Genomic DNA, 15,960 nt, shown 5'->3' with positions numbered 1-15,960 from the left:
GCTCTCCCTTTTTCGGTTTTAGACATTATGCCTATATCCCAATCAGCTCCCAAAGCCATTCATTGAGGAACGTTACCTGGCTGCTGCCTTTATTCAGTTTTTCAGCGGCTGCTAGCATTGCCTCTTTTTCTTTCTCCAGTCTGCCAAGCATAATGTCAGCATATTTTCCATTAATAAGGCTTCCATTTTGTTTTTCTTCTGCAAGCTCCCGGTAAAAATGAACAAAATCACTTTCTCCCTTGATAAAAAAGAGTCTTCTATAAAGAAAATGACCATTCAAATGTTCAGCAGCGAGTATTTGTCTGGCAATTAAAAAAGCTCTCACAGCCTGTATAAGCAATTTCTGCTTTTTCTCTGTCATTGTTTCTTTCTTAGCAGCTTCCTTTAAATTACGGGTCATAAGCTGACGGTAATGCTGAAATAACTTATATTTTGAAAAATCATTTTCTACAATTCTCTTTAGCTTTACAGAAAATTGCCGCTTATCCCTGTATATAATGGGTGAGTATGTCCATTCATAAATGCTTGGATTGGACTTTTTCATCAGTTCAAGCGCTTTGAAAATATCCCAGCCATGCGCATCAAAAGGAGTATCTGAATCTATAACGTCCTTTGCACGTTCAAGGGAAAGGTATTCTTTTATGTCCCTGTGTTTAAATATGAAGCGAATATCATAGTCTGACCCCACATCATCTGTACCCCAGGCCCTGCTCCCTGCTTCACATGCAAAAAGGATATCGATATGATATTTTTCTTCTGTAGCGCACAGCCATTTTTCCATGAGAAATACAGCAACCTTTCAAAAATTATTTCTCGTATTGTGCAATTTCCCTTTCAATTTCTTTAAGTTCCTCAATTGGGAAATCATCTTTTAGAGCCGCCGTAATACCTTCATAGTATTCATTGGTCTGTTCCAAAAGTGAATCGAGCAAACGCTCAAATTCTGTTGTCAAAAGGCTGTTGTAATGAAATTTCAACCTTGCACTTTCAGCCTGCAAGTATCGGTCAGCAGGTTCCTGCAAGTTTTTCTCAAGCTCATCCGCCAACTGTTTCCGTTCATTTCTCTCAAAGAATGATTTGGGATTTTTAAAATGTGATAAAGCTTTTTTAAACTGAGCGTGATCCTCGTTTGAAAAAGCAGATTCAAATTCTATTCCAGCCAGAGCGGCTGGCTCAAATAAACTATAAGACAAATCACTGTTCACATTAGCTGCTGATTTCGCAATGGACTCCTGTTGCTGTCCCAGAAGCTTGGAAATATAGGTTTCGAGCCTTAAGGTTGTTGCACGGAGCTCCTGGGCAAAATCAAATCCGAAGCTGGAAAGAAAATCATCAAGTGCTGCGTGTAGCATCTTCTTTAGATTCCGGCCGTCGTCCTTTAAAAGTGATGGGTTGAAAGCCTCCTTTACAAAATCTCCAAAACGCAAAAATACTCTTTGCTTGATATAAAAAACAAGCTCATCTGTTTCCTGTTCAAGCCTTTGAGACAGCAATTCAGGTTTCTGTTTGCGTAAAAGATCAGAAATTGTTTTATGCTCATCTTTCAGTAACTCCAGCTTTTGAACCCTTACATCCTTGTTTTCCTGGGAAGAGGATATATAAGCTCTTAACTGGCCTAATAAGCGTTTCCATTCTGTTTCTGCGGATGTAATGGAGATGTTCAGCAAATCCTGATTGATAAACGAATAAAAGCTATTTTCAAAAGAGCTGATATTTGACGTTTCATCTTTGTTTTTTTCCATTTTTTCTGACAGAGCTTGAAGGCTCGATATGCCAAATAAATGAGGTCTGCGAATACCATACTGCACCAATTGGTCTTCCACATAATCAAGCACTGACTCTTTCTCTTCCTCATTACTTGCCAGGTCGATGGCATTGACTATAAAAAACATTTTATCGAGGGCAAAGGTGTCTTTCACACGTCCCAACTGAATAAGAAACTCCCTGTCCGCTTTCGAGAAGGCATGATTATAATAGGTTACAAACAGAATTGCATCCGAGTTTTTTATATATTCAAACGCAACGCCTGTATGTCTTGCATTGATGGAATCCGCACCAGGGGTATCAACAAGTGTGATTCCCTGCCTGGTTAATTCGCAATCATAATAAACTTCAATCGTTTCTACGAAGCATGATTTTTCCTCATTGGCCACATAGTCCTTAAATTCTTCAAGGTTAGCTTTAATGGTGCTCCCAAGTAATTCACGAAAAAAATGAAATCCACGCAAAAAAGCATTTAGAAAGGCAAAATGTGTCTTTTCGTTCGCATCAAATCCCTGGTTAGCACCTGTAATTTTTTTTATAGCCGCAGCTGCATCGTCAAAATTGCTGGCTGTATAATCAAAGACTCTTAAAGAGTGATTTACATCATTGAAAAGAGATTCGGAATCCTTGACCTTTACAAGAACAGTTCCGTGTGCATTCTCACCGGAAATAGGCTTTATTTTATTGATTGCCGCTGTTGTCGGGTTAGGGGAAACAGGCAGCAGCTTTTCCCCGATTAAAGCATTTGCAAAGGAAGATTTCCCTGCACTGAAAGCTCCGAAAAGTGCAACCGTGAATTCTTTGCTCTCAAGCCTTGATGCTTTCCCGGCCAAGTCTGCGGCAAGCTTTCTAAAACCTGGAAGATCGTTAACAGCCTGTGCTGTGAAGTTAAGCTTTTCAATAACTGGCTGCACAGAAATGGAAGGCAAAGGATCTTCAGCTGCTGGCGGTTCTTCATTATGCACTGACTCCTTTAACTGCTCTTCTTTCCCATCCTGCCCTTCTTGCAGGAAAACAACCTCTGCTTCTTCAACATGCTCTGCGACTAGAACCTTGGCTTTCTCTTGGAACGCATCCTGAGAATACTCTCCTGCAAGGTATGCATGCATTTGGCTCTCTGCTGTTTGGAGTTCTTCTCTAATAGAACTTAATGCATTTAATGCTTCAGCATATTTTTTCAGTTGGAAGAGGTCTTCCTCAAGCCTTGATTGCTCATGGCTTATTTTATCCTTTAAGGCAGCCAGCAGCGCTTCTTTTAAAATGGCTGCGCTGTTCTTAGCTATTCTTTTAACAGCATCTGCCGTATCATTGGTATACTGCAAAACATAATCGCCTGAAACCATGGCACCAGTCTTCACCGTTTTGGCTAAAAGTTCCGGCTCAAAGTGCATTTCAAAGCCCTGAGCCTGTGCCAATAATCCAGGATCGTGAATATCATGCTGTTTAAATTGCTGCAGAAAGAGCTCTTTTAAATGCCATTCTAATTGAGCCTTTACTTTCTCGGAAAAGTCCTGATAAAAACGTTCAAGTCTTGCCTGTCTTTCCTGCTCTGTTTTCTGTCTGCTGAAAAAAAGACCGACTTTAAACTCTGGCTGGCGGGACTCTAAGTAGGACTCGGCAAGTTCTCTAGTCTGGAAAGGCATTAAATAAGCATTTTTCAGTATCTCATCGATTTTGTCGCTAACTTCGATGTCTGCTGTATGTATTGAAGTTTTCAGCTTTGTTAATTCAGTTTCTAAATTCGACAATTTTGCGGGCAGCTGTTCCCGTTCCTGCTGGCCAAGTTCAGATAGTTTTTCTTCCCACTTCTCTTTTTCTGATGCATTTGCTTCATTCAGAAATTTAAGATGATCCTCTGCAAGCTTCTTCAAGGAATTAAAGACGGAAACAGGCAGGAGTGCCTCACGGTTCGCGATGCTCTCATTAATAAAATTCTGCAGCGGATAAAACTCGTTTTCTTCATGGTCTTCATCTTTTAAAGAGGTGTAGAATATCCGTGCTGGCTTCACTCCCCATGAAGCAAAAGAGTCTCTCACACTTGCTTTGAAGTGTTCAAAGCTTAGTTCTTCATCACGGTGTTTATCTATTTGATTGATGACTAAATAAACTTCTTTGCCTGCTTCAGTCAGTTCTTTTGTAAAAAGGAAATTCAATTCGGATTGAACATGGTTATAGTCCATTACATAAAAAACCAGATCAGCCAAGTGCAAAGCAGATTCTGTAGCGATTCTATGCGCATCATCTGTTGAATCGATTCCCGGCGTATCCATAATGACAGCCTTTTTTGGCAAACTTGTTTTGGAATGGCTGATTTCAATGGATTGGATCAAATCGCCATCCTTGCAATAAGACTTTACTTGCCCGTAATCATATGGTGCAGGATACAGCCTTGGCTTCCCTTCCTTAAAAATCACTTTTGCGTAATCCTCTTCACCGGATTTAACCTTTACCAGATTGGCACTGGTTGGGATTGGTGATGACGGGAGGAGATCCTCTCCAGCGAGCTTGTTAATCATGCTCGATTTCCCTGCAGAAAAATGACCGCAAAAGGCAATGGCGAATTCCTGGTCTTTTAGCTTTCTCGCCAGATCCTTTGCCCTCTCAGCCGTCTGCTCATCGTGATGATCGTTTGTATATGAATATAAAGCAGTAATTTTGTTCAATAATTCATTTTGTTGTAATCCTGGTTGCATTGCCGTTTCAGCCATTTACATTTATCCCCTTGTAACTTCAATTTACTACTTATTTTAAATGATTTTCGTGTGTTTTCCTATACAAGAGATCTTATTCTTTGATTTTTCTAATATTTTTTGTTGGAAATCTGCTTTTTAGAATAAATAATTTATTTTCTTTTTAGTTAATAGCAGTTTCTTCGCTAATTCCTTTAGTTTGTTCGCAAATTTTATAATGATTGTTCGCTAAATTAAATATTTTATTATCCATTTTCACACGCGTTTGTTCGTAGGGTTTACACATTTTCAAAAATATGGAAAGTAATAACAAAACAAAAACCAGGCAGCAGCCTGGTTCCAAATAATTCGATAATATTATCTTGTATGAGGTTTTGCAACGTTATTCAGGACATGTTTCATAACCAGTGAGTATGCCGCGATAGTGCCTGCAACAAAAACAATTGTCATATGTAGCAACACCTTTCCTATTGGAATGATATTGAGAATAATTTTCAACTTCAATCAGAAGTTTATCACGAACGATAATCATTTTCAATAGGGTTCATATAATTGTCAAACTTTTTTAATATCTTTATCAGGTTCCGGCTTTAGTCTCATAAAAGCATCTTCGTATTTAGTTAGCTCCCTTAGTGCTTTTTCTTCAGCTGGTATTCTGATGGACATGATTAAAATATTCAGCAAAGTAAAGACAATTGCTGTAATGTATGCCTGAAACATCAAGGGGATTATCACAAATTCTGCAGCTACGATCATATAATTAGGATGCTTAATAAATTGGTATGGTCCCCTTCTTATGACATTTGCGCCGGGCATGACGATAATTTTCGTATTCCAGAATCGCCCGAGAGAAAACAGAGCCCACAGTCTGCCCGCCTGGGTCAGGATAAATAAAAAGAAAAGCATTGGCCATAAACGGGATAAGCCCTTTTCAAAAAATAAGACTTCAAAGATATAGCTGACAAAAAAGAGGGCATGAATCAAAACAATCCACTGGTAATGCCGCTTTCCAAATTCGAGCGCTCCACGCTCTTTCATCCATCTTTCATTATTTTTGGCAGCCACGAGCTCGAATGCACGCTGTAAAATGATTATCGTAATAAATAAGGTAAATAACATGTTTTCACTCCCACTTCAAGAGCAGCAACTCTGAACTGAATCCCGGACCGAGTGCAGTTGCAAGCCCAGTTTCTCCCTGCCGACCAAATTCCATAAATTTTTTTAAAACATACAGGATGGTAGCTGATGACATATTCCCGTATTCTTTTAAAACTTCCAATGATGTTTTCGTCATCCCCGGATCAAATTGCAGAGCACTTTGATAGGATTCGATGACCTTTTTTCCGCCAGGATGGGCAACAAAATGGTTTATTTCTTCCATTTTTATTCCCTCCCTCTGCAAAAATTCCGCTACATTCGGCTTTAGCCAGCTTTCTATAATAGCAGGAATGTCCTTTGAAAAAACGACATATAAGCCTTCATCCTTCACTTCCCAGCCCATTACATCCAAAGAATCCCGCATCGTTGTTGATTGGGTCGCCATAATACGGGGAATGGCCGCCTGTTTCTGAAACTCTTCCCTTGTAACAGCATCGCCTGTTACAAGGGCACACGCTACTCCATCTGCAAAAAGGGAGGTGCCGATTAAATTACTTTTTGATCGGTCGTTTCGCTGGAATGTCAAACTGCATAATTCAATCGATAAAACCAAAACCTTTGCCTTAGGGAAAGCAAGGCAATATTCATAAGCTCTTGAAAGACCTGAAGCACCGCCGGCACAGCCTAAGCCCCAAATTGGTATTCGCTTCGTGTGTTCCGAAAAAGGGAGCTTATTCATGATTCTTGCCTCAATACTTGGTGTGGCGATGCCTGAACTTGAAATTGTAAAAATAGCGTCAACTTCTTCATAAGGTATTTGTTTTTTAAGAAACGTTTCACTATTTAAACAACTCTTGATGGCTTTTGTCCCTAACTCAATAGCTTGATCAATATAAGCGTTATTTTTTTCTTCAAACGATTTGTCTGTCCTAAACCATTCCAGATCCTTTGCAAAATGACGCTTTTCAATTTGGCCGTTATGAAAAGCTTTTAAAAGTCGTTCAATATCCTTAAAGGATTCTGAAAATAGATCTCTGGCAAAATCCATTACCTGTTCCTGCCTTAGCACATGTGCAGGTATAGCTTCTGCAACTGATACGATTGCTGGCATACATGACTCCCCTTCTCAGGCTTTCTTTTAATTTTTCCAAATAAATGCAGATTATGCTTAACTGTTATGTATGTAACCATTCCAACTTTATTTGAAACTATTAAATGAATAGCTCTGGTAAGGTTAGGTGTTGATTTTCGCTGCAAGCCCCCTTTCCTCGGACTTCAGAGAGCGCCTTGGCGTTTTAAGCCTGCGGGGTCTCTCCCGGGACCTTTTTCCCGCAGAAATCTCTTCAGCTCCAATCAACACAGTGCTAAAAACAAGAGTTTGCTTTAACACAGGATAAATAAATAAAGCTGTTTTAAAGCTTATTGTTGATTTTAGCTCCCTGTTGATTGGAGTGGAAGGTGCGAGACTCCTGCGGGAGAAGCGTGTCAACGGGAGACCCCACAGGTGCGAATGCACCGAGGAGGCTCCCGGACCGCCCGCGGAAAGCGAGTGCCTGGAGCGGAAATCAACAGGCAAATTTAACAGAGCCATAAATAAAAAAAAGCTCCCTCCGAATAGGAGGAAGCAATATGTTTTGAAGGAGTTGTTGTGCATTTCCATTATATATGAATACTTGAATTAATAGCATTACTAAATCTTTTCCAATTTAAAGTACCTGTTTAGAATCCTTGTATGGTCATGCCGCCATCGACAAAAAGTGTCTGGCCTGTAACATAGCTGCCGGCAGAGGAAGAAAGGAATACCGCAGGTCCAACCAGTTCTTCTAGCTCCCCTACCCTTTTTAACGGAGTAACAGCCAGGATATCCTTTACATATTCTTGATCAGCCAGCAATTTTTCGGTTAGCGGAGTCTTAAAATACCATGGTCCGATGGCATTAACATTGATATTATGGGCTCCCCATTCAAGCGCAAGGACTTTAGTCATTTGGATTAAAGCGGCTTTGGTTGCTGCATAAACCACACCAGTTCTTAAGGCTACATGTCCGGCAACAGACGCAATCGTAATGATTCTGCCAGGTGTATTCTTTTCCTTCATAACCTTTGCTGTTTCCTGTGACATCATAAACGCTGATTTAAGATTAGTATCCATAATGGTCTGCCACTCTTCGTCCGTAACATCCAATGCCTTTGAACGGATATTCATACCTGCGTTATTTATTAAGATATTAATTTCATTCCATTCGGCAGCCACCTTTTGTACCGCAATATGTACATCTTCCCTTTTTGTTACATCTGTCTGAATTACTAAAACCTTTCTGCCCATATTTTGTATAATCCCAGCAGTCTCCTCTAGATCAGACACGGTTCTGGATAATAGAGCAACATCGGCTCCTGCTTCTGCCAGACCAATGGCCAAAGCTCTCCCAATTCCTCTTCCTGCGCCTGTAACAATGGCTTTTTGGCCATCCAGGCGGAATGACGGTAAATACATATTTTATCAATCCTTTATCTGAAAATTAATTTTATTTTAGCATAATAAAACTTTTTCACAAAAAAATGGCATCGGATTATTCCAATGCCCCAAATTGATTTTGATTTTTTTGATGTTTTTGAACTTCGATATAAATCTTTTTCGTAACAAGCAGTCCGCATGCCTCGCAAATTTCTTCTTCATTATATAAAAGCCGGCAATGGTCGCAATAATATTTTTCCATCCCAATCCACTCGCTTTCCTGTGAAGAACAAAGCGTCGGGAATATTGAAAAATATCCCGATAGAATATTATATTGATCGCCGCTTTTATTGTGAATAAAATGGTTTAATTTAAGAAGCTTTCTGACCCGAAAAAGAAGCTGGCTGAACCTGTTTATTTCCTTTAAAAACATTGAATACAAGATTTAAAACAATGGCAGTCATACTTCCCGCTACGATCCCGTTATCAGTTAGGATGCGTATGCTAGAAGGCATTTGAGCAAATAATTCCGGTACTGCTGTTACTCCCAATCCCATTCCTACTGAGCAGGCAATGATTAATAGATTCTCCTGAGATGAAAACTCCACCTTGCTGAGCATTTTAATTCCATAGGCAACAACCATACCGAACATGGCAACCATCGCCCCTCCAAGCACCGGCGTTGGTATAATGGTAGTTAATGCTCCAATTTTCGGCACAAGCCCAAGAAGTACAAGGAACGCACCTGCAGTATAAATGACATTCTTTGTTTTTATCCCCGAAAGCTGTAGAAGTCCGACATTTTGTGAATAGGTTGTATAAGGGAATGCATTAAAAACAGCCCCAAGGATTATCGCAAGCCCTTCAGCACGGTAGCCATTTGAAAGGTCTTTTTCCTCAAGCTTCTCATCGCAAATGTCACCGAGCGCAAAGTAAACTCCCGTCGATTCTACTAAACTAACCATCGCAACCAGAATCATTGTCAGAATAGCAGTCACTTCAAAAGTAGGCAATCCAAAATAGAATGGAGCGGGCATATGGAACCAGGAAGCCTCCGCAACTGCTGAAAAATCCACGATTCCCATAAAATAAGCAACAATTGTTCCTGCTGCCAATCCCAGTAAAATGGCAATGGACCGAATAAATCCTTTAAAGAAACGGAACAGCACAATAATGAACAGCAATGTTCCAAATGCCAGCGCAATATTTGACAGTGAACCAAAATCCGGGCTTCCCTGGCCCCCAGCCATATTATTCATTGCAACAGGGATTAAAGTTATCCCAATAATCGTTACCACAGACCCGGTAACAACTGGTGGAAAGAATCTGACAAGTTTCCCAAAATACTTTGAAATAGCTACCACAAAAATTCCCGAAACGAGAATGGAGCCATAGATGGCAGATATTCCGTATTGGCCTCCAATGGCAATCATTGGCCCTACAGCAGTGAAGGTACATCCCAAGACAACTGGAAGACCAATTCCAAAGAATTTATTACGCCAAACCTGAAGGAGGGTTGCAATCCCGCACATAAGTATATCAATCGAAACTAAATAAGTAAGCTGTTCTCCTGATAAGCCGAGGGCTCCTCCTACTATTAGCGGTACAATAACCGCCCCCGCGTACATTGCCAGTACGTGCTGAATACCGAGTGAAGCTATTTTGAGCGGATTCTGATTCATCGCGCCAATTCCTCCATTTTCTCTGATGCATTTTCAAAGCTGACCATGCCGTTGTCAAGTGAGTCAAGAATTGCTAATGATTCTACTCTGTAGCCCTTTTCGCGGAGAAGGCGCCCGCCATTCTGAAACCCTTTTTCTATAACAATCCCTATTCCTGCAATCGAAGCATTTGCTTTCTTTGCTATTTCTGCAAGCCCTAACGCAGCTTGTCCGTTAGCCAGAAAGTCATCAATAATAAGCACTTTATCCTTTTCATCAAGGTACTTATTCGACACAGAAATTTCATTGCTTTCTTCCTTTGTAAAGGAATAGACAGATGCAGTTATCAAATCATTTACGAGAGTCAAAGATTTTCTTTTTCTGGCGAAAACAACCGGAACGTTCAAATGAAGCCCGGCCATAACAGCAGGAGCAATTCCGGAGGATTCAATAGTCAATATCCTTGTAATCCCGCTGCCGGCAAATCTCTCTGCAAATTCTTTACCAACCTCTTGCATAAGCTGTGGATCTATTTGGTGGTTCAGGAATGAGTCTACCTTTAGTACTGATGATGATAAAACGATCCCTTCGTTTTTTATTTTTTCAATAAGCAGTTCCATTTTCTTCCCCCTCTGTAATAAAAGCCCCTAAACATAAAAAGCCCAAAGGCCATGCATTCACAACATAAAAATGAGTGAAGCAATGGCCTTCAGGCTTTTTAAACGAAGCTTGCAGGCATTTATAGGGTGGAATCCAATCCCATCCTGTACATTGCTCACTCATAGTCGGATCATTTACGGTAACCCGGTAGAAACTTGCAGGCCATATTCCTGCGATTATATGAGCGAATGTTATTAATTTATAAATATTATAACATCAAATATGATTTATTCAACCTAAAATCTAGCTAAAAACGAACTTAATTAAAATAACTACTGCAATCGTTCGATATTTACCCGTTTTTTTCTTACCATCTTTGTTCATAGTTAATTTTTTGGGAAAAAACATACTCCTTCAGAAGTCTTAAGTTAACCTTCACATTTTCTTCACAATTTCAGCTTGGTTTCTGTGACATATATCACTGTAATATCAACTTTTCACTATTACCATAGTAATTAAGTAACGAATGAACAATTTGTGAACTAACGGAAAGCATCTAGAATCTTCCTAAATGTCTTGTATTATGAAAATGTAATCATTTACTTTTTCCAAATTTCCGAAGGGAGTGAAAGAAAATGGCGAAAACGGAACTCAGCCGCAAAACAAAAACTGAAATAGAGGATAGCTCTTCCTTAAAGGGAACGTTAGCTTCCGTTTTCTTATTAGGATTCTTCCTAGTAATTACGTGGGTAGGCGTTTACTTATTATTTGTCAGTCGCTTTTAAAAGATAGAAAGGGGAAATAAAGCCATGCATATGCATAAATTCGAAAAAGCCTGGCTCATTTTTGGAATTGGATCGCTTTTGGTCTTTTTAACAGTATTGGGTGTCAGCGCATTTTATCTTGGAAACCAGCCGCCAAGCTGTTTGGCAACAATCGACCCTGAAAAGGTTGATGCAACAGCTCCATTTAATGAGCCGGGATTGAAAAAAGTTGAGGGTAAAGACTGGGATTATGAATTGGTTTTTGTAGCATCCGCATTTTCCTATAATCCCGCTTCCGTTGAGGTTCCTTATGGAGCAAAAGTAAAAATAATTGCTACAACAAAGGATGTTGTTCACGGATTTGAAGTTGCAGGTTCGAATATCAATATGATGCTTGAGCCTGGATATATCAGTGAACATATTACAACATTTGATAAAACTGGTGAATACTTAATTGTTTGTAATGAATATTGCGGTGTTGGACACCACATGATGTCGTCTAAAATTGAGGTGGTGAAGTAATGTTAAACCCTACAGCTAACCTTAAGGTGGACCGTCGTGACGGCAAATTGGCAATGGCTCACTTTTTTGTTGCATTTACTGCATTGGCAATAGGCGGATTGGCAGGTTTATTACAGACACTCGTTCGTTCAGGAAAATTCGAACTCCCTTCCGGAATCGGCTATTATCAAATTCTGACTGTTCATGGTGTTGTTTTAGGACTTGTACTTACTACATTTTTTATTATGGGCTTCCAGCTCGCTGCAACCAGCAAAACATCAGGCACTTTTACGAATCGGCAGCGCATAACAGGGTGGGTCGGCTTTTGGCTGATGACAGCAGGAACTGTACTTGCTGCAACGATGATTCTCTTAAATGAAGCAACTGTGCTTTATACCTTCTATGCACCGCTTCAGGCACATGCATTGTATTATATCGGCCTGACACTGGTCATTGTGGGAAGCTGGGTTGATGGCGCGGCTATTATCATGAAATATGCTGAATGGAGAAGAAAAAATCCAGGACAGCCGAGCCCTCTCCTAACATTTATGTCACTTGTTAATACGATGATGTGGATCGTCGCAACAATAGGTGTTGCTTCAACTGTGCTATTTCAATTGCTGCCTTGGTCTTTGGGCCTTGTTGAAACAGTTAATATCGGAGTAAGCCGTACACTATTCTGGTACTTCGGACATCCGCTTGTATATTTCTGGCTATTGCCTGCTTATATGGCCTGGTATGTTGTTATCCCGAAAGTTATTGGCGGAAAGATTTTCTCAGATTCTTTGGCACGTATGTCTTTTATATTATTCCTGCTGTTCTCCATCCCTGTTGGTTTCCACCATCAATTAATGGAGCCGGGAATTGATCCGGCATGGAAGTTTTTACAGGTTATTTTAACATTCCTTGTTGTGATTCCGTCTCTTATGACTGCCTTTTCCCTATTTGCAACGTTTGAAAGCTTCGGACGTGCAAAAGGAGCAACAGGATTATTCGGCTGGCTGAAGAAGCTGCCTTGGGGCGATGCACGCTTTGTCGTTCCCTTCATTGGTATGGTAACATTCATCCCTGCTGGTGCCGGCGGTATCGTTAATGCCTCCCACCAGATGAACCAGGTAGTCCATAATACGATCTGGGTTACAGGACACTTCCATTTAACTGTGGCAACATCTGTCGTATTAACATTCTTTGGAATATCCTATTGGCTTATTCCGCATTTGACTGGACGTAAATTAACAAAAGCTATGAATAAATTAGGCATCATACAGGCTGTCATCTGGTCCATAGGCATGACTTTCATGTCAGGTGCCATGCATGCTGCCGGATTGCTTGGCGCTCCACGCCGTTCTTCTTACTCCGAATATGGCGGAGCAGCACAGGCAGCAGAATGGATTCCTTATCAAGTTGCCCAGGCGATTGGCGGTTCCATCCTGTTCCTTGGCATCATTTTAATGCTTTACATCTTTATCAATCTGGCTTTCTTTGCACCTAAAGGAGAACAGGAGTTTCCTGTCGGAGAACCTGCAGAAGAAACTGAAAAAGCTCCAATGGTATTTGAAAATTGGAAACTATGGCTTGGAATTACATTTGTACTGATTTTGTTTGCTTACACCATTCCATTTATTGACTTAATTCAAAATGCTCCTCCAGGTGCCAAAGGATATAAGCTCTGGTAAATAGCAAAGAGTATAAAAAAAATCTCCGTTCCCTAAGGGACGGAGATTTTTTAATGTTCCAGTTTTTGCGACTCGGAAAAAATGCCATTATTTTTTCTTTTAGAAGGTAGGTTTACAATAACAACCGAGCTAAGTATTAAAAGCGCACCGGCAACTTGTATGATACCGAGGCTCTCACCATAAAGAGAAACGCCCAATAGCATTGCAACTACCGGTTCCACTGTTGCAATAACTGCTGCTTTGCTTCCTTCAGTCTGTTCCAGCCCCCAAGTGTAAACAAAGTAGGCCAGAACAGTTGGAACCAGACCCAAGCCTATGCTAAGCAGCAAAACATCTGCCGTTAGAAACAGTTCAGCTTTCTTCCATAAACGGGTCACCGGAATAAGAGCTGCCGCTGCAACAAGAAAAGTATATAGCGTTACAGTGAATGGATGGTACTTTTTCAAAGCAAATTTTCCGAATATGGTATAAAGGGCATAACCGATACCTGATCCTAACCCAGTTAAGATTCCCAGGAAGGTAATTTTGCTGTCTCCTGCCGTCATGCCTGCAATCAAAATACAGCCCATAATGGTCCCAGCCACTGCGGCAATTTTTTTTATATCCACCTTTTCTTTTAAAAACAGGAAGGACAGCACAGTAACAAATGCAGGAGCAGTATAGAGCAGAATGACCGCCATCGAAACATTGATCTGATTTATTGTTGTAAAGTAACAATAATTAAAAAATACAATGCTTAATATACCGGTGCCTGCAAAGAGCCGAATATCCACCGGGGTTTTCAGCTTTAACTGGTTTCTAAAGCGTGCGAAGCCAATCACAATTAGAAAAATCGCAGCAGAGATGACCCTTATTGCCACAATTTCCATAGCTGTAAATCCGTATTCCCCCAATCCTTTAACGAAAATGGCAATAATCCCCCAAAGGCTTGCTCCAAAGGCAATCATTACATATGGGAATAGTCTCTTCATCATTTTTTCTCTCCATGAAATGAAGAGGATGGCACTAGCGCCACCCTCTTAATTATTTTTGTCCCTGTTTGACTTGTGTAATTAAGTTTCCACTCCAAACAACATTAGCTTAATGATAGCCTTATTTCCAGAGGTTATGTTTAGTTTAATTGGTACACCTTACCGTATTTATCATACAGGTAGTCAATCAGATATTGTGCATTAAGGCCTTCGCCGGTTACATCATTTAAAATTTCAAGCGGTTTTTTCATTTTGCCGTACTGGTGTACATTTTTTGTAAACCATTCCTTGATTGGAAGCAGGTTTCCTTCTTCAAGGAGTTTATCATAGTCGGGCAAATCCTTTAACATGTTAGTTTTAAGCTGCGCTGCATACATATAGCCGAGAGCATAAGAAGGGAAATAGCCGAAGCTTCCGCCTGCCCAGTGAACATCCTGAAGGACGCCCTGAGCATCATTTTCAGGCTTCACACCAAGGTATTGTTCATACTTTTCATTCCAGATCTTAGGAAGATCTTTGACTTCAATCTCGTCATTGAACAAGCCTTTTTCAATTTCATAACGGATAATGATATGAAGCGGATACGTTAATTCATCTGCTTCAATTCGGATTAAGGATGGCTTGGATTCATTGATCGCGCGATAGAACTCATCCAGTGACACTTCATCAAATTGTCCGCTGGCATAATCTTTAAGGAGTTGATAATTCTTCTTCCAGAATGAATAGTGTCGTCCGACAAAGTTTTCATAGAATAGAGACTGAGATTCATGGATTCCCATTGATGTTCCTGAGCATAATGGCGTGCCCACTAAATCAGCAGAAATGTTCTGCTCATATAACGCATGGCCGCCTTCATGAATTGTGCCAAATACAGCTGTACGGAAGTCCTCTTCATCATACTTTGTCGTAACACGGACATCGCCAGGGTTTAAGCCAATGGCAAACGGATGGACTGTTTCATCCAGACGCCCTGCTTTGAAGTTATAGCCCATTTGCTCAAGAATTTCAAGGCTGAAGCCCCGCTGCATATCCTTAGAGAAACGTTCAAATAAAAAGCTTGTTTCCGGCTTGTTATGAGATTGTGAAGTTTGCTGGACAAGCGGTACAATTTTTTCACGTAATTGTCTGAAAACCTGATCAAGCGTTTCAACTGTAACTCCAGGTTCATACATGTCCAGTAGTGTATTATATTTGTTTCCTTCATATCCCCAATAACCAACGAAACGTTTATTCATTTCTACAAGCTTTTCCAGGTAGGGGCGGAACATATCAAAATCTGATTTCTCCTTTGCTTCTTCCCAGATGCTTTCCGCTTTGGACTGAAGAATGACATACTCCTTGTATTCTTCTGCAGGTATTTTTTTGTTCCGATCGTAATCTTGTTTGCATTCTTCCAAGGTCTTTAAGGTCACTTCCGAAATTTCCTTGCCTGAAAGTTTTGCTATGTAAGCTGCCATTTCCTCTGAGGTAGACATTCTGAACACTTCTGATGAAATCATTCCGATTACCTCAGAGCGCTGTTCCACTCCCTGTTTCGGTGCACCTGTGCGAAGATCCCAAAACATTAAGGATAATGCTTCATTATATGCAGTCATTTTTTTTACATAATCCATAAATTGGAGTTCTGTCTCTTTTAGTGCTTCTGTCACAATTTTTCCCCCTCTGAAATCTTATACAAAATCATTTTATCATATTTTTCTGAAAAGGCAGTCTCCATTTTCAATTTCTTTAATTCTTAAATTTCTGCGGTACTCAGCTAATCTGCCGTAAGAAAAACAGGC

General features: G+C 40.3%; 13 protein-coding genes and 1 riboswitch. Of the genes, 3 read left to right on the top strand and 10 right to left on the bottom strand.

Annotation, left to right across the window (positions count from 1 at the left end; all coding sequences use genetic code 11):
• Positions 1-31 precede the first annotated feature (31 nt).
• From J7I93_RS18145 to J7I93_RS18110, 8 genes are all read right to left on the bottom strand, one after another.
• Positions 32-781 carry a nucleotidyltransferase domain-containing protein gene (locus tag J7I93_RS18145; protein ID WP_214727327.1) on the bottom strand — a complete coding sequence of 250 codons (750 nt, stop codon included), beginning with the start codon at positions 779-781 and terminating at the stop codon, positions 32-34.
• Positions 782-806: 25 nt separating this feature from the next.
• On the bottom strand, positions 807-4,472 hold the full coding sequence (locus J7I93_RS18140) for a dynamin family protein (RefSeq protein ID WP_214727325.1): 3,666 nt from the start codon (positions 4,470-4,472) through the stop codon (positions 807-809).
• 537 nt (positions 4,473-5,009) lie between these two features.
• Positions 5,010-5,573 (bottom strand): isoprenylcysteine carboxyl methyltransferase family protein, encoded by a 564-nt coding sequence (locus J7I93_RS18135; protein ID WP_214727323.1) that lies wholly within the window; start codon positions 5,571-5,573, stop codon positions 5,010-5,012.
• A 4-nt stretch (positions 5,574-5,577) separates the two neighbouring features.
• A complete protein-coding gene (locus J7I93_RS18130; RefSeq protein WP_214727321.1) occupies positions 5,578-6,663 on the bottom strand; it encodes a type III polyketide synthase in 1,086 nt (361 codons plus the stop codon).
• Positions 6,664-7,271: 608 nt separating this feature from the next.
• Positions 7,272-8,045: an SDR family NAD(P)-dependent oxidoreductase gene (locus J7I93_RS18125; protein ID WP_214727319.1), complete on the bottom strand. Its 774-nt coding sequence runs from the start codon at positions 8,043-8,045 to the stop codon at positions 7,272-7,274.
• A gap of 76 nt (positions 8,046-8,121) precedes the next feature.
• A complete protein-coding gene (locus J7I93_RS18120; RefSeq protein WP_214727317.1) occupies positions 8,122-8,268 on the bottom strand; it encodes a hypothetical protein in 147 nt (48 codons plus the stop codon).
• Positions 8,269-8,377: 109 nt separating this feature from the next.
• Positions 8,378-9,688: a nucleobase:cation symporter-2 family protein gene (locus J7I93_RS18115; RefSeq protein WP_214727315.1), complete on the bottom strand. Its 1,311-nt coding sequence runs from the start codon at positions 9,686-9,688 to the stop codon at positions 8,378-8,380.
• Entirely contained in the window at positions 9,685-10,287 is a 603-nt protein-coding gene (locus J7I93_RS18110; RefSeq protein ID WP_214727313.1) for a xanthine phosphoribosyltransferase, read from the bottom strand. The genes J7I93_RS18115 and J7I93_RS18110 overlap by 4 nt, the downstream gene beginning before the upstream one ends.
• A 142-nt stretch (positions 10,288-10,429) precedes the next feature.
• Positions 10,430-10,531: riboswitch (purine riboswitch) on the bottom strand.
• 371 nt (positions 10,532-10,902) lie between these two features.
• On the opposite strand from J7I93_RS18110, the gene J7I93_RS18105 reads away from it, so the two are divergent.
• The 3 genes from J7I93_RS18105 to J7I93_RS18095 are packed head-to-tail and all read left to right on the top strand — an operon-like array spanning position 10,903 to position 13,208.
• Entirely contained in the window at positions 10,903-11,052 is a 150-nt protein-coding gene (locus tag J7I93_RS18105; RefSeq protein ID WP_110064164.1) for a cytochrome c oxidase subunit 2A, read from the top strand.
• Between the two features lie 24 nt (positions 11,053-11,076).
• On the top strand, positions 11,077-11,553 hold the full coding sequence (locus J7I93_RS18100; RefSeq protein ID WP_214727311.1) for a cytochrome c oxidase subunit II: 477 nt from the start codon (positions 11,077-11,079) through the stop codon (positions 11,551-11,553).
• A complete protein-coding gene (locus J7I93_RS18095) occupies positions 11,553-13,208 on the top strand; it encodes a b(o/a)3-type cytochrome-c oxidase subunit 1 (RefSeq protein WP_214727309.1) in 1,656 nt (551 codons plus the stop codon). Before J7I93_RS18100 ends, J7I93_RS18095 begins: the two co-directional genes overlap by 1 nt.
• A gap of 50 nt (positions 13,209-13,258) precedes the next feature.
• On the opposite strand, the gene J7I93_RS18090 is transcribed toward J7I93_RS18095, so the two are convergent.
• The gene (locus tag J7I93_RS18090) at positions 13,259-14,179 is read right to left on the bottom strand and encodes a DMT family transporter (RefSeq protein WP_214727345.1); all 921 of its coding nucleotides are present in this window, start codon (positions 14,177-14,179) and stop codon (positions 13,259-13,261) included.
• Positions 14,180-14,319: 140 nt separating this feature from the next.
• Positions 14,320-15,828, bottom strand: a complete 1,509-nt coding sequence (locus J7I93_RS18085; RefSeq protein WP_214727307.1) for a carboxypeptidase M32 — start codon at positions 15,826-15,828, stop codon at positions 14,320-14,322.
• Between the last annotated feature and the right edge of the window lie 132 nt (positions 15,829-15,960).

Source organism: Bacillus sp. ISL-47, assembly GCF_018613175.1.
GTDB lineage: Bacteria > Bacillota > Bacilli > Bacillales > Cytobacillaceae > Cytobacillus.
This window is presented reverse-complemented; position numbering and strand designations above follow the sequence as displayed.